General features: G+C 73.6%; 15 protein-coding genes. 8 read left to right on the top strand and 7 right to left on the bottom strand.

What is annotated here, in order from left to right; translation table 11 throughout:
- Positions 1–154: 154 nt before the first annotated feature.
- Genes ACI2LW_RS22300 through ACI2LW_RS22280 form a run of 5 tightly spaced genes read right to left on the bottom strand, consistent with a single transcriptional unit; the run spans position 155 to position 5,813 of the window.
- Complete coding sequence (locus tag ACI2LW_RS22300) at positions 155–1,465, bottom strand: DUF58 domain-containing protein (RefSeq protein WP_404732953.1); 1,311 nt, start codon at positions 1,463–1,465, stop codon at positions 155–157.
- Positions 1,465–2,454, bottom strand: coding sequence for an AAA family ATPase (locus tag ACI2LW_RS22295; RefSeq protein ID WP_404732958.1), 990 nt, complete (start codon positions 2,452–2,454; stop codon positions 1,465–1,467). Before ACI2LW_RS22295 ends, ACI2LW_RS22300 begins: the two co-directional genes overlap by 1 nt.
- Positions 2,454–3,647: a DUF4350 domain-containing protein gene (locus tag ACI2LW_RS22290; RefSeq protein WP_404732952.1), complete on the bottom strand. Its 1,194-nt coding sequence runs from the start codon at positions 3,645–3,647 to the stop codon at positions 2,454–2,456. The genes ACI2LW_RS22295 and ACI2LW_RS22290 overlap by 1 nt, the downstream gene beginning before the upstream one ends.
- Positions 3,644–4,435: a DUF4129 domain-containing protein gene (locus tag ACI2LW_RS22285; RefSeq protein ID WP_404732951.1), complete on the bottom strand. Its 792-nt coding sequence runs from the start codon at positions 4,433–4,435 to the stop codon at positions 3,644–3,646. Before ACI2LW_RS22285 ends, ACI2LW_RS22290 begins: the two co-directional genes overlap by 4 nt.
- A gap of 4 nt (positions 4,436–4,439) precedes the next feature.
- A complete protein-coding gene (locus ACI2LW_RS22280) occupies positions 4,440–5,813 on the bottom strand; it encodes a glycerophosphoryl diester phosphodiesterase membrane domain-containing protein (RefSeq protein ID WP_404732950.1) in 1,374 nt (457 codons plus the stop codon).
- A gap of 140 nt (positions 5,814–5,953) precedes the next feature.
- Between ACI2LW_RS22280 and mtnA the strand changes: the two genes are divergently transcribed.
- The 7 genes from mtnA to ACI2LW_RS22245 all read left to right on the top strand — a co-directional run bounded on the left by mtnA (position 5,954) and on the right by ACI2LW_RS22245 (position 15,504).
- Positions 5,954–7,105 (top strand): S-methyl-5-thioribose-1-phosphate isomerase, encoded by a 1,152-nt coding sequence (gene mtnA / locus ACI2LW_RS22275; protein ID WP_404732949.1) that lies wholly within the window; start codon positions 5,954–5,956, stop codon positions 7,103–7,105.
- A gap of 102 nt (positions 7,106–7,207) precedes the next feature.
- Entirely contained in the window at positions 7,208–7,897 is a 690-nt protein-coding gene (gene mtrA, locus ACI2LW_RS22270; protein WP_404732948.1) for a two-component system response regulator MtrA, read from the top strand.
- Between the two features lies 1 nt (position 7,898).
- Positions 7,899–10,322 carry an MtrAB system histidine kinase MtrB gene (gene mtrB, locus ACI2LW_RS22265; protein WP_404732947.1) on the top strand — a complete coding sequence of 808 codons (2,424 nt, stop codon included), beginning with the start codon at positions 7,899–7,901 and terminating at the stop codon, positions 10,320–10,322.
- Entirely contained in the window at positions 10,312–12,162 is a 1,851-nt protein-coding gene (locus ACI2LW_RS22260; protein WP_404732946.1) for an LpqB family beta-propeller domain-containing protein, read from the top strand. The genes mtrB and ACI2LW_RS22260 overlap by 11 nt, the downstream gene beginning before the upstream one ends.
- A 315-nt stretch (positions 12,163–12,477) precedes the next feature.
- On the top strand, positions 12,478–13,548 hold the full coding sequence (locus ACI2LW_RS22255) for a ComF family protein (RefSeq protein WP_404732945.1): 1,071 nt from the start codon (positions 12,478–12,480) through the stop codon (positions 13,546–13,548).
- A gap of 314 nt (positions 13,549–13,862) precedes the next feature.
- Positions 13,863–14,552 carry a ribosome hibernation-promoting factor, HPF/YfiA family gene (hpf, locus tag ACI2LW_RS22250; protein WP_404732944.1) on the top strand — a complete coding sequence of 230 codons (690 nt, stop codon included), beginning with the start codon at positions 13,863–13,865 and terminating at the stop codon, positions 14,550–14,552.
- Positions 14,553–14,757: 205 nt separating this feature from the next.
- Positions 14,758–15,504, top strand: a complete 747-nt coding sequence (locus ACI2LW_RS22245; protein WP_404732943.1) for a response regulator — start codon at positions 14,758–14,760, stop codon at positions 15,502–15,504.
- A 44-nt stretch (positions 15,505–15,548) separates the two neighbouring features.
- On the opposite strand, the gene ACI2LW_RS22240 is transcribed toward ACI2LW_RS22245, so the two are convergent.
- Positions 15,549–16,724: a winged helix-turn-helix domain-containing protein gene (locus ACI2LW_RS22240; RefSeq protein WP_404732942.1), complete on the bottom strand. Its 1,176-nt coding sequence runs from the start codon at positions 16,722–16,724 to the stop codon at positions 15,549–15,551.
- 515 nt (positions 16,725–17,239) lie between these two features.
- Positions 17,240–17,932 carry a GNAT family N-acetyltransferase gene (locus ACI2LW_RS22235; protein ID WP_404732941.1) on the bottom strand — a complete coding sequence of 231 codons (693 nt, stop codon included), beginning with the start codon at positions 17,930–17,932 and terminating at the stop codon, positions 17,240–17,242.
- A 271-nt stretch (positions 17,933–18,203) separates the two neighbouring features.
- On the opposite strand from ACI2LW_RS22235, the gene secA reads away from it, so the two are divergent.
- A complete protein-coding gene (gene secA, locus ACI2LW_RS22230; RefSeq protein ID WP_404732940.1) occupies positions 18,204–21,020 on the top strand; it encodes a preprotein translocase subunit SecA in 2,817 nt (938 codons plus the stop codon).
- The last annotated feature ends 1,160 nt before the right edge of the window (positions 21,021–22,180 follow it).

The following is a 22,180-nucleotide window of genomic DNA, read 5'->3' as shown; positions in this document are numbered from 1 at the left end:
GGTACTGCAGGGGGGACCCTGTGGGAGAGTAGGACACCGCCGAACAATTCTTGGGAAAACCCCGCACCTCACGGTGCGGGGTTTTCTGCGTTGTGGACCGGTTGTGGACCGGTTCGCCGATGCGGTCCTGAGCACACCGGACCCGCGTCGCCCCTCACAGCCGTCCGGCCGCCTTCAGGGCCAGGTACGCGTCCGCCAGCGCCGGCGCCAGATCGTCCGGTGTCGCGTCCACGACCGTCACGCCATGGCGGCGGAGCTGTTCCGCCGTGCGCTGCCGCTCGGTCCGGGCCCGGGCCGCCGCGGCGGCCTCGTACACCGCCTCCACGGTCCCCCGGGCGCCGGCCATCCGGGCGACGTGGGGATCGGCCACCGCGGCCACGAGGACCGTGTGGCGCTGGGTCAGCTGGGGCAGCACGGGCAGCAGGCCCTCCTCGACGGGAGCCGCGTCCAGGGTGGTCAGCAGGACGATCAAGGAGCGTCGTGGCGCCGTACGAAGTGCTGTGGCCGCCAGGCCCCGGGCGTCGGTCTCGACGAGTTCCGCCTCCAGCGTGGCCATGGCGTTGACCAGGGACGGCAACAGGTCGCCGGCGGCCCTGCCCTGCACCGACGCGCGCACCCTGCGGTCGTAGGCGAGGAGGCCGACCCGGTCGCCGGCACGGGAGGCCAGGGCGGCGAGCAGCAGGGCCGCGTCCATGGCGGCGTCCAGGCGGGGGGCGTCGCCCACACGGCCCGCGGAGGTCCGGCCGGTGTCGAGCACCAGCAGGATGTGGCGGTCGCGTTCCGGGCGCCAGGTGCGCACGGCGACCGCGGACTGGCGGGCGGTGGCGCGCCAGTCGATGGACCGGGTGTCGTCCCCGGGGACGTACTCGCGCAGGCTGTCGAACTCCGTGCCCTCGCCGCGGGTGAGCACGCTGGTGCGGCCGTCCAGTTCCCTGAGCCGGGCCAGCCTGGACGGCAGGTGCTTGCGGCTGGTGAACGGCGGTAGGACGCGGACCGTCCACGGGACCTTGTGGGTGCCCTGGCGGGAGACGAGACCGAGGGGGCCGTAGGAGCGGATCGTGACGCGGTCCGCCAGGCGGTCGCCGCGGCGGGTGGGCCGCAGACGGGTGGTGAGGCGGCGGCGTTCGCCGGGCGGCACGGTCACCCGGTGCCGGGAGGCCGCGGTCTCCGTTCCGGGCTGCCAGCTGCTGGGCGGCCAGGCGTCCCGGATCCGGGCGCGCAGGGGGCGGCGGGAGGGGTTGGTGACGGTCAGGGTGACGTCGGCGGACTGGCCCAGGCGCACGGAGGTGTCGCCGGAGCGGGTGAGGCCGAGGCGTCGTACCGGAGCCGCGAGGGCGTAGTCGCAGGCGCAGGCCACGGCCAGGGGGGCGTTCACGGCGAGGATGCCCGTCCAGCCGGCGTCCCAGATGCCGACGGGCAGGGAGCCCAGGGCCGCGAGGAGCGCGGTGCGTCCGGTGAGCGCCATCAGCGGGGGACCGGGACGTGGGCGAGGACGGCGTTGATGACCGAGTCGGCGGTGACCCCCTCCATCTCCGCCTCCGGGCGGAGCTGCACGCGGTGGCGCAGGGTGGGCAGGGCGAGGGCCTTGACGTCGTCGGGGATCACGTAGTCGCGGCCGGTCAGCCAGGCCCAGGCACGGGCCGTGGACAGCAGGGCCGTCGCCCCGCGCGGGGAGACGCCCAGGGTGAGGGACGGCGATTCGCGGGTGGCCCGGCAGAGGTCGACGACGTAGGCGGTGATCTCGGGGGAGACGGTCGTCCTGGCGATCGCGGCGCGGGCGGCGTCCAGGTCGGCGGGGCCGGCCACCGGGCGGACGCCGGCCGTGGCGAGGTCGCGCGGGTCGAAGCCCGCGGCGTGGCGGGCGAGCACGTCGATCTCGTCCTCCCGGGAGGGCAGCGGGATCGTCAGTTTGAGCAGGAACCGGTCGAGCTGGGCCTCGGGCAGGGGATAGGTGCCCTCGTACTCGACGGGGTTCTGGGTGGCGATGACGAGGAACGGGTCGGGGAGCCGGCGCGGGGTGCCGTCGACGGTGACCTGGCGTTCCTCCATGGCCTCCAGCAGCGAGGACTGGGTCTTGGGCGGGGTGCGGTTGATCTCGTCGGCCAGGAGGAGGTTGGTGAAGACCGGGCCGGGCTGGAAGGAGAACTCCGCGGTGCGGGCGTCGTAGACGAGTGAGCCGGTCACGTCGCTCGGCATGAGGTCGGGGGTGAACTGCACGCGCTTGGTGTCGACTTCGAGGGCCGCGGCGAGGGTGCGGACCAGCAGGGTCTTGGCGACGCCGGGGACGCCTTCGAGCAGGACGTGGCCACGGCACAGCAGCGCGACGACGAGACCGGTCACGGCGGGATCCTGGCCGACCACGGCCTTGGCGATCTCGGAGCGCAGCGACTCCAGCGCGGACCGGGCGCCGCCCGGGTCCCCGCTCGGCCCGGCGTTGTCAGTGGTCGGGTCCATCATGAACGGCGTACCTCTCTTTCGAGGGCGTCGAGTCGGTCGGCGAGGGAGACGAGGGCCGCGTCGTCACCGGGCGGCGGGCCGAAGAGCAGGTCGTGCAGGGGCTGTGTGTCGCCGCCGAGGTGGGCGGACAGCGCCGGAAGCAGGGCCTCGGGTGAGTGTGCCTGGGCGACGGGGACGCCCAGGAGGGGGGCGAGGCGGGTGCGGGTGGTGGAGCGCAGAGCGGTGCCGGCGCGGTCGCGGGCGTTCGCCTTGCGGTAGAGACGGGCGCGGCCTTCGACGGTCTCGGAGGCGCGGATCGCGACGGGGAGACGTTCGGGGACGAGAGGACCGAACCGGCGTGCCCGCCACAGGGCGGCCAGGGCGGCGGCGACGAAGAGCTGGAGGGTGCCCCACAGCCAGCCGGAGGGCAGCAGTTCGAAGAAGCCGCGCTTTCCGGTGTCGGGGGCCGGCACGTCGGACAGTGAGGGGAGGTACCAGACGAGATGGGGGCGGGAGCCGAGGAGTTGGAGGGCGAGCGAGGCGTTGCCCTGCTGGTCGAGGCGGTCGTTGTAGAGGATGCCGGGCGAGCCGAGGACGACCGTGTCGCCGCCCGTGGTCTGCGGCAGGCGCAGCACGGTGGGCAGGCCGTCGCTGGGGTAGCAGGCGTCGGCGTCGCGGGCGGTGGTGGAGTAGCGGATGCCGTCGCCGGTGTCGGCGGTGCCGGCGCGCCGGGCGGCGGGCAGGGTGCACGCGGGCGCGAGGGTGGTGTCGAAGGCGGGTGCCGGTTCGGCGGTGACGCCGGGGGCGAGGCCGCCGACGGAGGGGCTGTCGGGGGCGACGAGGACGGTGCGTCCGCCGGACGGGCCGGTCGCCTCGCGCAGCCGGGACTGCTGGGCGTTCGTCAGCAGGTCGGGGGCGGCGACCAGCAGGGTCGTGTCCGGACCGGCGGCGCGGCGTGCCTGGTCGAGGGTGGTGACCACACGGGTGGAGACGCCGTGGCCGGCGAGGAGTGCGGCGACGGCGTGGCTGCCGTAGGGGTCGGCGGAGCGCGGGTCGAGGCGGCCGTGGTGGTCGCTGCTGCGGAGCACGGCGAGGGCGAGCGCCGCCACGAGGAGGAGCACGAGCGCGAGCAGGATGCCGCGCGTGCGGGTCCACACCTGGCGGGCGGTCGGCGAGGTGGAGGTGGGCGTGGGGGTGGCCTCGGTGGTCATCCGGCGGCTCCCCGGTGGGTGTCGGGGGCCGTGCCCCGGCCGCCGGTGCCGGTGCTGGTGAGGCGGGGTTTGGCGTGTTCCAGGTCGGTGTCGAGGCCGGCGATGCGGTGGTACGACTGCTCGGTGGCCGGGCGGCCGCCGTATGTGACGTCGTCGAAGTGGCGGGCGGCGGCTCGGAGCCGGTCGGTGTGCTCGGGGAGGGTGCGGCCGGCCTCGGCGGCGGCCTCGTCGGCGGTGCGGCCGGGCCGGATGTCGAGGAGGGCGCGTTCCTCCAGGGAGCGGACGATGGCCCGCATCCGTTCCTGGACGGCCTGGCTCCAGTGGCCCTGGGCGGCGTGTGCCTCGGCCGCCGCGCGGTGTTCGGCGGCGCTGCGGGGCCGGTCGTCGAAGAGGGCGGGGGCGGAGAAGGGTTCGCGGCGTGGTGTGCCCAGGCGCCACCACAGGGCGCCCAGTACGGCCAGTACGGCGACGATGACGACGACGAGGCCCAGGGTGCCGCCGGGGGTGGCGGCCGAGGCGGAGTCGAAGAGCCTGCCGACCCAGTCCCAGAACCGGTCGAGGGCGCGTTGCAGCAGGCCGGGGTCGTTCTCGTGGTACATCCGCTTGGACAGCTCCCGCCGGGCCGCCTCGCGCGCGGGATCGCGCGGGACGGTCACCGGCGGTTCGGCGCCGGAGCGCGGCCGGGCGAGGACGGCCGCGCCGTGGGCGCGCAGCAGCGGCCGTACGGCTTCGTCCGCCGCGCGCGGGAGCGCGGGCAGCGCGGTGAGAACTCCCCCCGGAAGGCTCACGCCATCAGCTCCCCGAGGCGGGGGTGCCGTGGCCGGGGTCCTGGACGCCGGCGGCGCGGGCCAGTTCCAGGTCGAGTGCCTCGCGGCGGATGCGCTGGTCGATGTAGAGCAGCACGGTGACACCGGCCGAGATCGGGAACTTGATCATGGAGCCGATCACGGCTCCGACGCCGCTGATGATGTAGTACGTCCAGCCGAGGTCGCCGGTGCCGTTGAGCAGGCCGGAGATGCCGTCTCCGGTGGACGCGGCGGCGATCAGGCCGAAGGGGATGGCGACGACGGCCGAGACGACGGCGACGATGACCGCGGCCAGCAGCTGGATGCCGAAGACCCGCCACCAGGAGCCGCGCACCAGCTTGGCCGAGCGGCTCATGGCCTGCCGGACGCCCTGCTTCTCGAGCATCAGCGCGGGCGAGGCGAGGGAGAAGCGGACGCCGAGCCACAGGGCGACCACGCTCGCGCCGAGGCCGCCCAGGAAGGCGAGCGCGATACCCGCCACGGGCGATCCGGCGACGGCGACGAGGACGCCGGGCAGGATGCCGATGCCCAGCACGACCGCGCCGATCAGCAGCAGCAGGAGGATCAGCCCGAACAGTTTGAGCACCTGCGGGCGAGCGTCGCGCCAGGCCTCGCCGAGGGTGACCCGCCGGCCGAGGACCGCGCGGCTGGTGACCGTGGTGAGCAGCGCGGTGGCGAGCACCGTACCGATCATGGTGACGACGAAGACGAATCCCGTTCCGATCAGGGAGTCGCCCATGGCACGCAGCAGCTCGCGGGGGCTCGCGTCCGGGTCGTTGAGCGCCTCGCTGTTGGCCAGGTTCCTCAGGGCCAGGCCCTGGACGAGGACGACGACGATCTGGGTGACGACGGCGACGGCCAGGGAGACGCCCAGGACGGTGCGCCAGTGCGCGCGCATGGTGGAGACGGCGCCGTCGAGGATCTCGCCGACGCCGAGCGGGCGCAGCGGTATCACTCCGGGTTTGGCGGCGGGGGGCGGACCGCCCCAGCCGGAGCCCCAGGGGGTGTAGCCGCCGGGGCCGCCGTAGCCTCCGCCGGGGCCGCCGGGCGGGCCGTGGCCTCCCGGGGGCGGGCCGTAGCCGCCGGCGGGGGGCCGGCCGCCCCAGCCGGAGCCGGGCGGCGGCGGGGGCGGCGGCGGACCCTGGCCGGGGGCCTGGGGACCGGCCGGCGCGGACCACTGGCCCGCGGGCGGCTGCTCCTTGGACCACTTCACGCCGGGACCCTGCGGCCGGGCCTCCGGCTGGTCCGCGGGCTGCGCGGGGCCGGGGCGGCCGGCGGCGTCGGCAGGACCGGACGCCCCGGGTTCCTGCCCGTCGGACGGGGCGGATCCGGGCGAGGCCCAGCCCGGAGTGTCTGTCATCGTCGCTCCTTCGAAGTGCCCGTCCGCGGTCGCGGCGGCGGATCGGCAGCCATCGTGCCATGGGGTGGTCTTCGGGTGACCGGCCGAGGTGGCGGCTGCGTAGCTTCAATTGTCCGCCGGATACGGGGCAGACTGACGACATGGGTGATCAGTACGCGCAGACCCGCGAGGACAACCTGCCGGCCGGGACACCGGCCATCCGCTGGGAGGAGCCGCCCGAGGGCCCGGTCGTGGTCCTCCTCGACCAGACCCGGCTGCCCGCCGAGGAGGTCGAGCTGGTGTGCACGGACGCGCCGGCGCTGGTGGAGGCGATCCGCTCGCTCGCGGTGCGCGGAGCGCCGCTGCTGGGCATCGCCGGGGCGTACGGCGTCGCGCTCGCCGCCGCCCGCGGATTCGACGTGGACGACGCCGCGGCCGCCCTGGCGGCCGCCCGGCCCACCGCGGTGAACCTCGCCGTGGGGGTGCGCCGGGCGCAGTCCGCCTACCACGCGGCGCTCGCCAAGACCGGTGACCCCCGGCAGGCCGCCCCGGCGGCGCTGGCCGCGGCACGCCAGCTGCACCTGGAGGACGCCCGGGCCAGCGCCCGGATGGCCGAGCACGGGCTGGCGCTACTGGACGAGCTGCTGCCCGCGGGCGGGCACCGCGTCCTGACCCACTGCAACACCGGGGCGCTGGTGTCCGGCGGGGAGGGCACGGCGTTCGCGGTGGTGCTCGCCGCGCACCGCGAGGGGCGGCTGCGGCGGCTGTGGGTGGACGAGACCCGGCCGCTGCTCCAGGGCGCCCGGCTCACGGCGTACGAGGCGGCCCGGCACGGCCTGGCGTACACCCTGCTCACGGACAACGCGGCGGGCTCGCTGTTCGCGGCCGGCGAGGTCGACGCGGTGCTGGTGGGCGCGGACCGCATCGCGGCCGACGGCTCCGTGGCGAACAAGGTGGGCAGCTATCCGCTCGCCGTCCTCGCGCGCTACCACCATGTGCCGTTCATCGTGGTGGCGCCGGTGACGACGGTGGACCCGGACACCCCCGACGGCGCCTCCATCGAGGTCGAGCAGCGCCCGAGCTACGAGGTCACCGAGATCCTCGCCCCCCAGGCCCCGGTCACGGGAGCCGGCGGCGGGTTCCCGGTCGCGCCGCTGGGGACGACGGCCTACAACCCGGCCTTCGACATCACCCCGCCGGAGCTGGTGACGGCGATCGTCACCGAGGAGGGCGTCGTCTCCCCGGTGACGGCCAAGGGGCTCGCGGAGCTGTGCGCGAGGTCCCGGCACACGACGGCCGGCCGGCAAGCGTGATCCCTTCTCGGGACGAGGGCAGACAGTGACGGCCCCGTACGACTATCGTCACAGGCCAGTGAGGTGCCTCACCTGGATCTTCGCCACCGTTACGAGAATGGGATGATGTCGTTTATGAAGGGACGAGTCCTTGTCGTCGACGACGACACCGCACTGGCCGAGATGCTCGGCATCGTGCTGCGTGGTGAAGGTTTCGAGCCGTCTTTCGTAGCCGACGGCGACAAGGCGCTGGCCGCGTTCCGGGAGGCCAAGCCCGATCTGGTGCTGCTGGATCTGATGCTGCCCGGCCGCGACGGCATCGAGGTGTGCCGGCTGATCCGGGGCGAGTCGGGCGTGCCGATCGTGATGCTGACGGCCAAGAGCGACACCGTGGACGTCGTCGTGGGACTGGAGTCCGGCGCCGACGACTACATCGTCAAGCCGTTCAAGCCCAAGGAGCTGGTGGCCCGCATCCGGGCACGGCTGCGCAGGTCGGAGGAGCCCGCGCCGGAGCAGCTGACCATCGGTGACCTCGTCATCGACGTGGCCGGTCACTCCGTGAAGCGGGACGGGCAGTCGATCGCGCTGACGCCCCTGGAGTTCGACCTGCTGGTCGCCCTCGCCCGCAAGCCGTGGCAGGTGTTCACCCGCGAGGTGCTCCTGGAGCAGGTCTGGGGCTACCGCCACGCGGCAGACACCCGGCTGGTGAACGTGCACGTCCAGCGTCTGCGGTCCAAGGTCGAGAAGGACCCGGAGAAGCCGGAGATCGTGGTGACCGTGCGTGGTGTCGGGTACAAGGCCGGGCCGAGCTGACATGTCCGGGGACAGCACCGCTTCGGCGCCCGGCCGGCCCGGGACCCGCGCGGAGCGGCCTGTCGGCCGGCGGAACGCGGGCTCCCGCTGGGGGCGCCTGTTCGAGGGCGGGCTGCTGCACGGCGGAGTGCAGGGCAGCCCGGTCCTGCGTCTGCTGCTGCGCTGGGTGCGCCGGCCGCTGCTGCCGGTCATGCGGCTGTGGCGGCGCAACATCCAGCTCAAGGTCGTCGCGACCACCCTGCTGATGTCGCTGGGCGTCGTCCTGCTGCTCGGCTTCGTCGTCATCGGCCAGGTCCGCAACGGGCTGCTGGACGCCAAGGTGAAGGCGTCGCAGAGCCAGGCCACCGGTGGCTTCGCGGTGGCCAAGCAGAAGGCCGACGAGGCGGCCGGCGGCACCCCCGACGACGCCTCACCGGGCGACGGCCACTCCTCCCAGAACGTCATCTCCTGGATGAGCGAGCTCGTGTCGTCCCTCTCCAGCGGCGGCCAGGGCGCCTTCGACGTGGTCACGCTGCCCGCGGGCGACGACGGCGGCGGCGGGCGCGGCCCGCGCGCCTCCGGCGGCGTGGACCCGACGGCGAGCGTGCCCGAGGGACTGCGGGCGCGGATCGACACCAGCGTGGTGGCCGCGCAGAGCTACACCCGCATCGTCTACAAGGACCCCGACAAGGAGTCGCAGCCCGCCCTCGTCATCGGCAAGCAGGTCAACGACCCCAACGGCGACCCGTACCAGCTCTACTACCTCTTCCCGCTCAGCCAGGAGGAGAAGTCGCTGAGCCTGGTCAAGGGGACGCTGGCGACCGCGGGACTGTTCGTCGTCGTCCTGCTCGGGGCGATCGCGTGGCTGGTGGTGCGGCAGGTCGTCACCCCGGTGCGGATGGCCGCCGGGGTCGCCGAGCGGCTGTCCGCCGGACGGCTGCAGGAGCGGATGAAGGTCACCGGCGAGGACGACATCGCGCGGCTCGGCGAGGCCTTCAACAAGATGGCGCAGAACCTGCAGCTGAAGATCTCACAGCTGGAGGACCTGTCGCGGATGCAGCGGCGGTTCGTCTCCGACGTCTCCCACGAACTGCGCACACCGCTGACCACCGTGCGGATGGCCGCCGACGTCATCCACGAGGCACGGGAGGACTTCGACCCGGTCACCGCGCGGTCCGCGGAGCTGCTCGCCGACCAGCTCGACCGGTTCGAGTCGCTGCTGGCGGACCTGCTGGAGATCAGCCGCTTCGACGCGGGCGCCGCGGCCCTCGAGGCCGAGCCGATCGACCTGAGGGACGTCGTGCGCCGGGTCGTCAGCGGCGCCGAGCCGCTCGCCGAGCGCAAGGGCACCCGTATCCGCGTCGTCGGCGACCAGCAGCCCGTCGTCGCCGAGGCCGACGCACGGCGCGTGGAGCGCGTGCTGCGCAACCTCGTCGTCAACGCCGTGGAGCACGGCGAGGGCAAGGACGTGGTGGTCAAGCTGGCGTCGGCGGGCGGCGCGGTCGCCGTCGCGGTGCGCGACTACGGCGTCGGGCTCAAGCCGGGCGAGGCGACCCGCGTCTTCAGCCGCTTCTGGCGGGCCGACCCGGCACGCGCGCGCACCACCGGCGGTACGGGTCTGGGGCTGTCGATCGCCCTGGAGGACGCCCGGCTGCACGGCGGCTGGCTGCAGGCGTGGGGCGAGCCGGGCGGCGGCTCCCAGTTCCGGCTGACGCTGCCCAGGACCGCGGACGAGCCGTTGAGGGGCTCCCCGATCCCGCTGGAGCCGATGGACTCCCGCCGCAACCGCGGCCCCGGCGACGCCGGCCCGTCGCACGACGGCGGCAAGCGGGCCACCGTGCCCGTGCAGCCGGCCGGCGAGCCGGGGACGGCGCCGTCGCGGCACCCCATCGTGCCCAGGCAGGCCACGGCGCCCCCCACGGCCGACCCGACGGCACTGCCCGGCAGCGGCGCCCGTGTGGTGTCCCGGCCCGCCCCGAACGCCGCCGCACGGCCTTCCGGGCCGTCCGCGCCGGCCCTCTCGGACACGTCGAGCGCGCCGAGCGCGCCGAGCGCGCCGAGCGCGTTGAGCACGCCGAGCGCCGCGGGCAGCGCGGCGGACTCCTCCGGCACGGGGGACGCCTGCGGCAGCGCGGCGGACACCTCGGACGCCTCGGGTTCGGCGGAGGCCTCGGGTGCCGGGCCTGTGGCGGGTGCCGGGTCTGTCGTGGAGGCCGTACAGCTTTCCGGGGCGGCCGCCACGGAAACGCGGTGGGCCACCGCCGGGACCCCCGCAACCGCCGGGGAACTGTCACCGGAGTCCGGGACGGCACCGGCTGCGATGCCCCGGCAGACGACGCAGGAGACGCTGGACGGAGCCGGGTACGAGACGGCGGACCCCGTGACCCCGGAGGGAGCCGGGACGCGGGAGACACGCGAGCAAGGGGAGGCATTTCGTGGGCGCTGACCGCGAGGGGGGCGCGCGGCGGCGGCCGATGCGCGCGGTGGCGCTCGCCGCCTGCGGGATCGTACTGCTGGCGGGCTGCGCCACCATGCCCGACGGCGGGGACCTGCGGGACGTGGAGTCCACCCCGCGCCAGGACACCGAGGTCCGCGTGTTCGCCATGCCGCCCGCCGAGGACGCCTCGCCGGCGGAGATCGTGCAGGGCTTCCTGGAGGCCCTGACCAGCGACGACCCCACGTACGCGACGGCCCGGCAGTATCTGACCGGTGCCGCCTCACGGCAGTGGCGGCCGGAGTCGTCCACGACCGTGCTCGCCAGCGGACCCGACATCCAGGTCGACCGCACGACGGGCCACGACGACACCGACGAATACGCGTTCACGCTGACCGGCAACAAGGTGGCCCGGGTGGACGACCAGCAGTCCTACACGCCGCTCGACGGCCGGTACGGTCAGTCGGTGCACCTGGTGCGGGACCGGAAGTCACGGCAGTGGCGCATCGACGCGCTCCCGCAGGGCGTGGTCATGGGCCAGTCCGACTTCCAGCGCAACTACATGTCCGTCAACAAGTACTACTTCGCGTCCAACGTCCCCACCGGCGCGACCGCGACCGCGGCCGGTCCGGCGACGGCCGTCGCCGAACCCGTCTACGTACGGCGGCGGGTGGACGCGATGACGCGGATGGTGCGCTCGCTGCTGAGCGGGCCCACGCGCTGGCTGCGACCCGTCGTCCGGTCGAGCTTCCCGACCGGCACGGCACTGCGCCGGGGAGTCGTCGCGCTGACGCCGGACGACCAGAACAGACTGACCGTGCCGCTGAACGAGAAGGCGTCCCGCGCCGGACGCCGGCAGTGCACGGAGATGGCGACGCAGCTGCTGTTCACCCTGCAGAGCCTGACGCCGACCGTGGACACGGTCGAACTGCAGCGAGCCGACGGCAGCACGCTGTGCAGCCTCGACGAGGAACGGGCCGTCGCGGTCGCCGCGCGCGGATCGGTGAAGCGGCCGGAGTACCTGTACTTCGTGGACGACAAGCACCGGCTGGTGCGGATTCCCGGCTCCGGCACCGCGGCGGCCGTGGAACCGGTGCCGGGGGCGCTGGGCGAGGGCGTCCAGCGGGTCAGGGCGGCGGCCGTCTCGTGGGACGAGCACACCGCCGCGGCCGTGGGCATCGACCGCAAGTCGCTGTACGTCGGGTCGCTGGTGACGGGAGGGCCGCTCGACGCCCCGGTGCTGCAGAGCGCGGGCAAGACCGAGAACGACCGGCTGACGGCGCCCAGTTGGGACGCGCGTGGTGACCTGTGGGTGGCCGACCGCGACCCGGCCCGGCCGCGGCTGCTGGTGCTGGAGCAGGGCACGGGCCGGCCGATCGAGGCGCGCGTTCCCGGGCTCGACGGGCGGGTGAACGCGGTGCGGGTGGCCGCGGACGGTGTCCGGATCGCGCTGGTCGTGCAGCGCAAGGACGGCAACCGGTCCCTGCTCGTCGGACGGATCGAACGCGAGGAGAAGGCCGGGGAGCAGCCGGTGGTCTCGGTGCTCGAACTGCGTCCCGCCGCGCCGGAGCTCGAGGACGTCTCGGCCATGTCGTGGGCGGGCGACAGCCGGCTCGTGGTGGCCGGACGCGAGCACGACGGCGTGCAGACGATGCGGTACGCCCAGGTCGACGGGTCCACACCCGAGGGGCCGGCGCCGGCCGCGCTCACCGGGGTGCAGTCGATCGCCGCGTCGGACGACGAGCGGCTGCCGCTGGTGGCGTACTCGGAGGACGGGATCGTCCGTCTGCCGACCGGGGCGCAGTGGCAGAAGGTGGTCAAGGAAGGGTCGGCGCCGGTCTATCCCGGGTGAGCCCGGCCGGTCCCGTCGGGGCGGTCGGTCTGGTCGGCCTGGTCGGTCGGGTCGTTGGGGTCGGTCGGGCTGGTCGGCCTGATCGGTCGGGTCGGCCGGAGGCTGGTGGCCGGTGCCCGGGGCAGCGGTGAGCCGGGTGAGCCAGGTGGGCCGTGCGAGTCGGGTGAGCGGTGGGCCGGGTAGGCAGAGTGTGCCGGTGGCCCGGACCTGCGCGCGGGGTCTCCCGCTGGCGGGGTCGTCCGCCGCGGTGTGTTGTCCACAGGACGTTTTCCACAGGGGTGTCCGGGACGGCGGGCCTTGGGCACAGTGGTGGCCATGCGCGGGTGGTGGCGGGACCTGACCGACCTGGTACTGCCGGCGGAGTGCGCTGGCTGCGGCAGGCCGCGCGCGGTGCTCTGTCCACGGTGCCGTGACGCCCTGAGCGGCCGTGCTCCGCGGCGGGTGCGGCCGGTGCCGGAGCCGGCCGGCCTTCCGGCGGTGTACGCGGCGGCTCCCTACACGGACGAGGTGAGGGCCGCCCTCCTCGCCCACAAGGAGCGTGGCGCGCTGGCCCTGGCGGCTCCGCTGGGGACCGCTCTGGCCGGCGCGGTGCGGGCCGCGCTGGCGGACGTGGAGCGGCGGGCGGCGTGGGCACGGCCGGCTGCCGGGGTCCGGCCGCTGACGAGCCCGTCGAGGGCGGATGAACCGGAGCTGGGGAGGGAACCGGGGGCGGAGCAGGGAGCAGGACCAGGAACAGGGTGGAGGAGCGGGTGGGACGGGGGTGGGGGAGGGGGCGGGGGCGGGCCCGTGCTGCTCGTTCCCGTGCCTTCGGCCCGTCGGGCGGTGCGGGCGCGCGGGCATGATCCGGTGCGGCGGATCGCCCTCGCGGCCGCCGGTGAGCTGCGGCGGTGCGGCCGGCCCGCGCGGGTGCTCGCGGTGCTGCGGCAGCGGCGTGCCGTGGCGGACCAGTCCGGGCTGGACTCCCGGCAGCGGCTGGCGAACCTGGCGGGTGCGCTTCAGGTTGTGCCCGGTGGCGCACGGCTGCTGTCGGCCGGGCCGGTCGTGGTCGTCGACGACCTCATGACGACCGGCGCCTCCCTGACGGAGGCGGCCCGCGCGGTGATCCGTGCGGTGCGCGCAGGGGCGGTGGCGGGAATGACGACCACGGCGGCCGGAGGCGGAATGTCGACGGTGGCGGGGGGCAGGACGGCGCCGGCCGGGTACGCGGCTGTGTACCGGGCGCGGACCCGGGAAGGGATGGGGGAACGGAAGCCGGGATCAAACCGGGAGGAGGGGAACCCGGTGTATGGCGCATCGGAATTGGCGGGTGCGTTCGGAAGCGGTGACATGATCCGCGCGGCCGTCGTGGCGGCGTCACCGGATTCCTTCGAAATGAACTGGAACTGATCGAGATCTTGCGTCGTTGCAGGTAATGAGAGGGTCAATTCACCTGAACGGAGGTACGCGGCAGTAGAGGGTGACGTCATCCGTCCGAGCGAGATATGTTCGGTTGTGAGGGAAAGGCGCAGGCCATACCCCTCAAATCCGAATGCCGTGCCCTGGGTTATGCGGAATCACCCGGGCCGGCCGGGTGGAGATCTCGCCCACGGGGGAGGAGGAGGTGGACGTCACCGAGTCCGAGGTTCCGGTGCTCACCGGAACCGGGTGCAAAAGGGAGATGCTCCGCCCGAGAGCGGAGCGATCCGGGAACGGAGTTCTGCGTGGACATCGTCGTCAAGGGCCGCAAGACCGAGGTGCCCGAGCGGTTCCGGAAGCACGTGGCCGAGAAGCTGAACCTGGAGAAGATCCAGAAGCTCGATGGCAAGGTGATCAGCCTCGACGTCGAGGTGTCCAAGGAGCCCAACCCCCGACAGGCCGACCGCTGTGACCGAGTGGAGATCACGCTCCGCTCCCGCGGTCCGGTGATCCGGGCAGAGGCAGCGGCCAGCGATCCGTACGCGGCACTCGACCTGGCGGCGGAGAAGCTGGGAGCCCGGCTGCGCAAGCAGCACGACAAGCGTTTCTCGCGGCGCGGCACGCGCCGGATCTCGGCGGCGGAGGTACCCGACCACGTGCCGGGCGTGGCCACGCTGGGCGGCGGCACGGCCACCCCGGACGCGGAAACGGGCCAGGTGCCCACCAAGAAGGTCGGCTCGCTCGAGGTGCAGGGGGACGGCCCCCTCGTCGTCCGCGAGAAGACCCACGTCGCCTCCCCCATGACCCTCGACCAGGCCCTGTACGAGATGGAGCTGGTCGGGCACGACTTCTATCTGTTCGTCGACTCCGAGACGAAGGAACCGAGCGTCGTCTACCGGCGCCACGCCTACGACTACGGCGTGATCCACCTCAGGACGGACACCATGGTCACCCAGACGCACTCTCCCGAGGCGGGCGGCACGCTGGGCGGCTGACCCACCCGGCCGACAGCTGAGCCGGTGCCCCTGGAGCGCGTGTGCGCCCCCAGGGGCACCGGTGTGCGACCCCCGGCGCACCGCTGGGACACCGCAGTGCCGGCCGGACATGGAATCATGGCGGCAACGGCTCAACCGATGGGCCGTTGCCTCGGGTTGGCCACGGCACGACAGACCAGGCCACAGCCTCAGGGGGAGGAACACGATGGCGGACAGCTTCGGACCGATGCGCGACGAGGACGCCGACGACGGCGTCGCCGGCATGGGCCCGGAGGCGGGCACCCCACGCAAGGAGCCGATCAGAGTCCTTGTCGTGGACGACCACGCGCTCTTCCGTCGCGGACTGGAGATCGTGCTCGCCGCCGAGGAGGACATCCAGGTCGTGGGCGAGGCGGGCGACGGCGCCGAGGCCGTCGACAAGGCCGCCGACCTGCTGCCCGACATCGTGCTGATGGATGTGCGGATGCCCCGGCGCGGGGGCATCGAGGCGTGCACCTCCATCAAGGAGGTCGCACCCAGCGCCAAGATCATCATGCTGACGATAAGCGACGAGGAGGCCGACCTCTACGACGCCATCAAGGCGGGCGCGACCGGCTACCTCCTGAAGGAGATCTCCACCGACGAGGTGGCCACCGCCATCCGGGCGGTGGCCGACGGCCAGTCGCAGATCAGCCCGTCGATGGCCTCCAAGCTGCTGACCGAGTTCAAGTCGATGATCCAGCGGACCGACGAGCGCCGTCTCGTGCCCGCCCCCCGGCTGACCGACCGGGAGCTGGAAGTCCTCAAGCTCGTCGCCACGGGCATGAACAACCGGGACATCGCCAAGGAGCTGTTCATCTCCGAGAACACGGTGAAGAACCACGTCCGCAACATCCTGGAGAAGCTTCAGCTGCACTCCAGGATGGAGGCGGTGGTGTACGCGATGCGGGAGAAGATCCTCGAGATCCGCTGACGGCCGGCCGCTGATCCGCCGGCCGCTGATCCCTGGCGGCCGGGTCAGCCGGTCGCGCGGGCCAGTTCCCGGACGAGGGCCTCGCGCAGCTCGGGGACGTCCACCCGTTCGACCCGTACGTCCGTGCAGTCCACCCAGCTCGCCGCCTCGAGCAGCGCCTGTGCGACCGCGGGCACGGCCCTGGCGCCGTCCAGCGTGACCTGCCTGGCCACCAGGGTGCGGCCCGCCCGTGCGGGGTCGACCCGGCCGACGAGACGGCCGCCGGCGAGCACCGGCATCGCGAAGTAGCCGTAGACGCGCTTGGGCTTGGGGACGTAGGCCTCCAGGCGGTGGGTGAAGCCGAAGATGCGCTCGGTGCGGGCGCGTTCCCAGATCAGTGAGTCGAAGGGGGACAGCAGCGTGGTGCGGTGACGGCCGCGCGGGGGCGTCGCAAGCGCCGCCGGGTCCGCCCAGGCCGGCCTGCCCCAGCCCTCGACCGTGACCGGGACCAGGCCGGAGTCCGCTATGACCGCGTCGACCTGCTCGCCCTTGAGGCGGTGGTAGTCGGCGATGTCGGCGCGTGTGCCCACGCCGAGGGCCTGGCCGGCCAGCCGGACCAGGCGGCGCACGCATTCGGCGTCGTCCAGTTCGTCGTGCAGCAGCTCGGCGGGGACCGCGCGCTCGGCGAGGTCGTAGACGCGCTTCCAGCCGCGGCGTTCCACGCAGACCACCTCGCCGTACATCAGGGCGCGCTCGACGGCCACCTTCTCGCCGGACCAGTCCCACCACTCGCTGGTCCGCTTGGCGCCGCCCAACTCCGTGGCGGTCAGCGGGCCTTCGGCGCGCAGCTGCTTGACGACGCGGTCGTAGGCGCCGTCGGGCAGTTCGTGGTTCCAGTGCGGGCGGTTGCGGTAGGCGCGGCGGCGGAAGGCGAAGTGCGGCCACTCCTCGATGGGGAGGATGCACGCGGCGTGCGACCAGTACTCGAAGGCGTGGGTGTCCTTCCAGTAGGCGTCCTCGACCGTCGCGCGCCCTACGGCGCCGAGGCGGGCGTAGGGGATGAGCTCGTGGGAGCGGGCCAGGACCGAGATGGTGTCCAGCTGGACCGCGCCGAGGTGCCGCAGGACGCCGCGGACTCCGGACCTGCGGTCCGGGGCGCCCAGCAGCCCCTGGGCGCGCAACGCGATGCGGCGGGCTTCGTCCGCCGTGAGGTCGGTGGTGGGACGCGGAGCGGTCGTCATGCTGGGCACGATAGGCGCTGCCACTGACAACGCGCGCCGGTCCGGCCGGGAGGCCTTTCGGCCTCCGGCCCTCCGGGTCTCCGGGCCTCCCGGCCTCCCGGCCTCCGGACCCCGGCTTCCGGTCCTCCCGGCCTCCGGGGCTCTGGGCCGCCCGACTTCCGGTCCTCCCGGCCTCCGGGTCTCGGGGCTCCCGGGTCTCTGGGCCTCCCGGCCTCCGACTTCCAGGCCCCCGGGCCTCTGGCCTTCCGGGCTCCCGGGCTTCCGGGTCTCTGGGCGTCCCGGCCCCAGGCCTCCCGGTCTCCCGGCCTCCAGGCCCTGGGCCTCCCGGGGCTGCCGGCCTCCCGGCTTCCGGGCCCCCGGCCTCCGGGTCTCGGGGCTTCCGGGTCTGTCGGCTTCCCGGGCCTCGGGGTCTCCGGGCTCCTCGGGCTTCCAGGTCTCTGGGCTTCCGGGCGTCCCGGCCCCCGGGCCCCCGGCCGCGCGCGCCCCGGCCCGCCCCCGGTCCCGGTGCCCGGCGGCTACCGGTCGGCCGCGGATCGGCCGGCCGCGGATCGGTCGGCCGCGGATCGGTCGGCCGCGGATCGGCCGGATGCGGATCGGCCGGATGCGGACCGGGCGGCTGCGGAGGGGTCGGCCGCGGATCGGGCGGGTGCGGGGAGGTAGGGGGCCGTGGAGGGCAGTTCCAGGTCGGAGGGGAGCAGGGAGCCCACCCAGCAGTCCCGCCGGACGCCGTTGTTGTTGAGGGCGGAGCGCAGGGTGCCCTCCAGGGTGAAGCCCAGCCGCTCGGCCACCGCGCGCGAGGCGTGGTTGCCGACCTCGGCGCGCCACTCCAGCCGGTCGACGGCCACGTCGGTGAAGGCCCAGCGGGCGGCGGCGCGGGCGGCCTCGGTGACGTAGCCGTTGCCCCGGTGCTCCTTGGTGCACCAGTAGCCGATCTCCGCCTCGCCGAGGGAGCGCATGGTGATCCCGAGCATGCCCACCAGGTCCCCGCCGGGCAGGAACAGGCCGAACGTGAACATGGAGCCGTCGGCCCAGCCCTCCGGGACCAGCTGCCCGGTGAAGCTCTGCGCGTGCTCGTAGTGGTAGGGCGAGGGCACGGTGGTCCAGCGCTGGATCTCCGGGTCCTGCGCGGCGGCGTACACCGCGTCGGTGTCCTGGGGACCCACCGTGCGCAGCAGCAGACGGTCGGTGGTGAGCGTGACGGGTTCCATCGGCCGATTCTGCGCGGCGGCCGCGAGGGGCGCCATTCCTTTTCGCGCCGGGTGAGGGGGCGGTCACGTTTCGCGCAATTCGTGACCGCGGCGCGGCACCATCGGCGGCCCCCGTCCGTTGTCCCCTGTAGGGGCGACGACCCGATGCGGACGGGAGCCGCCACGGCAGGCCCTCCCGGCTTGGCCGTGTCCTCGCATACGATGGCCGTTGCTCAGTCAGTCAAATGGAAACCGACCGTCCCAGGCCCGACCGGCAAGGAGACCAACCCCCGTGTCCGTCCTCTCGAAGATCATGCGTGCAGGCGAAGGCAAGATCCTGCGCAAGCTGCACCGCATCGCGGACCAGGTCAACTCCATCGAAGAGGACTTCGTCGACCTCTCCGACGCCGAGCTGCGGGCCCTCACCGATGAGTACAAGCAGCGGTACGCCGACGGCGAGAGCCTGGACGACCTGCTGCCGGAGGCGTTCGCCACGGTGCGCGAGGCGGCCAAGCGCGTCCTCGGCCAGCGTCACTACGACGTCCAGATGATGGGCGGCGCCGCGCTGCACATGGGCTATGTGGCGGAGATGAAGACCGGTGAGGGCAAGACGCTCGTCGGCACCCTGCCCGCGTATCTGAACGCCCTGTCCGGAGACGGCGTCCACATCGTCACGGTCAACGACTACCTGGCCGAGCGCGACTCGGAGATGATGGGCCGCGTCCACAAGTTCCTGGGCCTGTCGGTCGGCTGCATCCTGGCCAACATGACCCCGGCCCAGCGCCGCGAGCAGTACGCCTGCGACATCACCTACGGCACGAACAACGAGTTCGGCTTCGACTACCTGCGCGACAACATGGCCTGGTCGAAGGACGAGCTGGTCCAGCGCGGCCACAACTTCGCCATCGTCGACGAGGTCGACTCGATCCTCGTCGACGAGGCCCGTACACCGCTGATCATCTCCGGCCCCGCCGACCAGGCCACCAAGTGGTACGGCGACTTCGCCAAGCTGGTCACGCGTCTGAAGCGGGGCGAGGCGGGCAACCCGCTCAAGGGCATCGAGGAGACCGGCGACTACGACGTCGACGAGAAGAAGCGCACGGTCGCCATCCACGAGGCCGGCGTCTCCAAGGTCGAGGACTGGCTGGGCATCGACAACCTGTACGAGTCGGTGAACACCCCGCTGGTCGGCTACCTCAACAACGCCATCAAGGCCAAGGAGCTCTTCAAGCGCGACAAGGACTACGTCGTCATCGACGGCGAGGTCATGATCGTCGACGAGCACACCGGCCGTATCCTCGCCGGCCGCCGCTACAACGAGGGCATGCACCAGGCGATCGAGGCGAAGGAAGGGGTGGACATCAAGGACGAGAACCAGACGCTCGCCACGATCACCCTGCAGAACTTCTTCCGCCTCTACAACAAGCTCTCCGGCATGACCGGTACGGCGATGACCGAGGCCGCCGAGTTCCACCAGATCTACAAGCTCGGCGTGGTCCCGATCCCGACCAACAAGCCGATGATCCGCAAGGACCAGTCGGACCTGATCTACCGCACTGAGGTCGCCAAGTTCGAGGCGGTCGTCGACGACATCGCGGAGAAGCACGAGAAGGGCCAGCCGATCCTCGTCGGCACGACCTCCGTCGAGAAGTCGGAGTACCTCTCGCAGCAGCTGAGCAAGCGCGGCATCCAGCACGAGGTGCTCAACGCCAAGCACCACGAGCGCGAGGCGTCGATCGTCGCCCAGGCCGGCCGCAAGGGCGCGGTGACCGTGGCGACGAACATGGCCGGCCGCGGTACGGACATCAAGCTCGGCGGCAACCCCGAGGACCTCGCCGAGGCGGAGCTGCGCCAGCGCGGCCTCGACCCCGAGGAGCACATCGAGGAGTGGGCCGCGGCCCTGCCCGAGGCGCTGCGGCGCGCGGAGGAGGCGGTCAAGGCCGAGAAGGAGGAGGTCGAGAAGCTGGGCGGCCTCTACGTGCTGGGCACCGAGCGGCACGAGTCGCGCCGTATCGACAACCAGCTGCGCGGCCGCTCCGGTCGCCAGGGCGACCCCGGCGAGTCCCGGTTCTACCTCTCCCTCGGCGACGACCTGATGCGTCTGTTCAAGGCGCAGATGGTCGAGCGCGTGATGTCGATGGCGAACGTCCCGGACGACGTGCCGATCGAGAACAAGATGGTCACGCGCGCCATCGCCTCCGCCCAGTCGCAGGTCGAGCAGCAGAACTTCGAGACCCGCAAGAACGTCCTGAAGTACGACGAGGTCCTCAACCGCCAGCGCGAGGTCATCTACGGCGAGCGGCGCCGCGTCCTGGAGGGCGAGGACCTGCAGGAGCAGGTGCAGCACTTCATGGACGACACCATCGACGCCTACGTCCAGGCGGAGACCGCCGAGGGCTTCCCGGAGGACTGGGACCTCGACCGGCTGTGGGGCGCCTTCCGGCAGCTGTACCCGGTGAAGGTCACCATCGAGGAGCTGGAGGAGGCGGCGGGCGACCGCGCGGGCCTGACGGCGGAGTTCATCAGCGACTCCATCAAGGAGGACATCCGCGAGCAGTACGAGGCACGCGAGGCGCAGCTCGGCTCCGAGATCATGCGCGAGCTGGAGCGCCGGGTCGTGCTGTCGGTCCTGGACCGCAAGTGGCGCGAGCACCTCTACGAGATGGACTACCTCCAGGAGGGCATCGGCCTGCGCGCGATGGCGCAGAAGGACCCGCTGGTCGAGTACCAGCGCGAGGGCTTCGACATGTTCACCGCGATGATGGAGGGCATCAAGGAGGAGTCCGTCGGCTACCTGTTCAACCTGGAGGTCCAGGTCGAGCAGCAGGTCGAGGAGGTTCCGGTCGAGGACACCAAGCCGGTGGCCGACCTGGAGAAGCACGACGCGGTGCCCGCGCAGGCGGGCGCGCGTCCCGAGATCCGGGCCAAGGGCCTGGACGCTCCGCAGCGGCGTGAGCTGCACTTCTCCGCGCCGACGGTGGACGGCGAGGGCGGTGTCGTCGAGGGTGACTTCGTCGCCGACGACGAGCCGGTCCGCTCCGAGTCCGACGGCCTCACGCGCGCGGAGCGCCGCAAGCAGGCCAAGGCGGGGCGTCGCCGCAGGAAGTGACGGCCGGCTGCCGCCGCGCGGGAGCTGAGCGGCGGCAGCCGACCGGAGGGTGGGGCCGGGCACCTTGGGGGTGCCCGGCCCTTCCACGTCACCGGCGCGCCGGTGACTGCGCCCGCCCGCCCCGCGGCCGGGTCGGCAGCGGCGCTTGCGTCGGCAGCGGTGGCCGAGGCCCTGCCCGCGTCGGCAGCGTCGGGCGTGCGCCCGCATCCGCTGGTGCGCCGCCGTCGGCCGAGGTGGCGTCCCCTGGCCGGTGCGGTCCGCATCGGCCGGTACGCCCGTGTGGGCACAGGCGACGGCATCGGCCGGTACGCGCCCGGCGCAGGCGGCGGCCGTCGGCCGTCGCGCCCGCAGGGGACCGTGGCGGCGCCCTCAGGCCGTTGGCGGCCTCTCCGCGGTGCCGGTCGGAACCGCCGATCCGCCGGCTGGGGCGGCCCCGCCGCGCGGGGCCTGCGTCCGTGCGGGCACGGCCCCGTGCGGGGTCCCGCGCCGGGCCGGCCGTACCCGTGCGGGTCTCTCTCGTCCGCGTCGAGCCGTGCGGGACCGTACCCGTGCGGGTTTCACGCCCGCGTGGAGCCGTGCGGGGGCTGTACCCGTGCGGGACCCGCGTCCACGTGGAGCTGTGCGGGGTGCCGTGCGGGTCGGTACCCGTGCGGGTTTCACGCCCGCGTGGAGTCGTGCGGGGCGTAGCCGTACGGGTCCGGCGTCCGCGTGGAGCCGGCCGTCCCCTGTGGGTCCGTACCCGTGCGGGTTTCACGCCCGCGTGGAGTCGTGCGGGGCGTAGCCGTACGGGTCCGGCGTCCGCGTGGAGCCGGCCGTCCCCTGTGGGTCCGTACCCGTGCGGGTTTCACGCCCGCGTGGAGTCGTGCGGGGCGTAGCCGTGCGGGTCCGGCGTCCGCGTGGAGCCGGCCGTCCCCTGCGGGGCCGTACCCGTGCGGGTCCCGCGTCCCCGTGGACCCGTGCCGGTCCGGGCCGGGCCAGTGGTCAGTCGTCCCCGTGCGGGTTGCACGCCCGCGTGGAGCCGGTCCGTGCCGGCCGGGGGTCAGTCGTCGCGGCGGGGGGGGGGGGGGGGGGGGCCCCCCCCTCCCCCCCCCCGTGCGGGCCCCAGTGACCCGGGAACCCCACCCCCCCCGCCCGGGCGCCCCCCCCCCCCCGGGGGGAGC

Source organism: Streptomyces sp. NPDC004065 (assembly GCF_044903565.1).
Lineage (GTDB): Bacteria > Actinomycetota > Actinomycetes > Streptomycetales > Streptomycetaceae > Streptomyces.
Note: the sequence above shows the minus strand (reverse complement) of the source record. Positions and strands in the feature narration are given on the sequence as shown.

Excerpts from the sequence above, each read along its gene's own strand:
- ACI2LW_RS22300 (WP_404732953.1), bottom strand. The coding sequence starts at position 1,465 with ATGGCGCTCACCGGACGCACCGCGCTCCTCGCGGCCCTGGGCTCCCTG.
- ACI2LW_RS22295 (WP_404732958.1), bottom strand. The coding sequence starts at position 2,454 with ATGGACCCGACCACTGACAACGCCGGGCCGAGCGGGGACCCGGGCGGC.
- ACI2LW_RS22290 (WP_404732952.1), bottom strand. The coding sequence starts at position 3,647 with ATGACCACCGAGGCCACCCCCACGCCCACCTCCACCTCGCCGACCGCC.
- ACI2LW_RS22280 (WP_404732950.1), bottom strand. The coding sequence starts at position 5,813 with ATGACAGACACTCCGGGCTGGGCCTCGCCCGGATCCGCCCCGTCCGAC.
- mtnA (WP_404732949.1), top strand. The coding sequence starts at position 5,954 with ATGGGTGATCAGTACGCGCAGACCCGCGAGGACAACCTGCCGGCCGGG.
- mtrA (WP_404732948.1), top strand. The coding sequence starts at position 7,208 with ATGATGTCGTTTATGAAGGGACGAGTCCTTGTCGTCGACGACGACACC.
- mtrB (WP_404732947.1), top strand. The coding sequence starts at position 7,899 with ATGTCCGGGGACAGCACCGCTTCGGCGCCCGGCCGGCCCGGGACCCGC.
- ACI2LW_RS22255 (WP_404732945.1), top strand. The coding sequence starts at position 12,478 with ATGCGCGGGTGGTGGCGGGACCTGACCGACCTGGTACTGCCGGCGGAG.
- ACI2LW_RS22245 (WP_404732943.1), top strand. The coding sequence starts at position 14,758 with ATGGCGGACAGCTTCGGACCGATGCGCGACGAGGACGCCGACGACGGC.
- ACI2LW_RS22240 (WP_404732942.1), bottom strand. The coding sequence starts at position 16,724 with ATGACGACCGCTCCGCGTCCCACCACCGACCTCACGGCGGACGAAGCC.
- ACI2LW_RS22235 (WP_404732941.1), bottom strand. The coding sequence starts at position 17,932 with ATGGAACCCGTCACGCTCACCACCGACCGTCTGCTGCTGCGCACGGTG.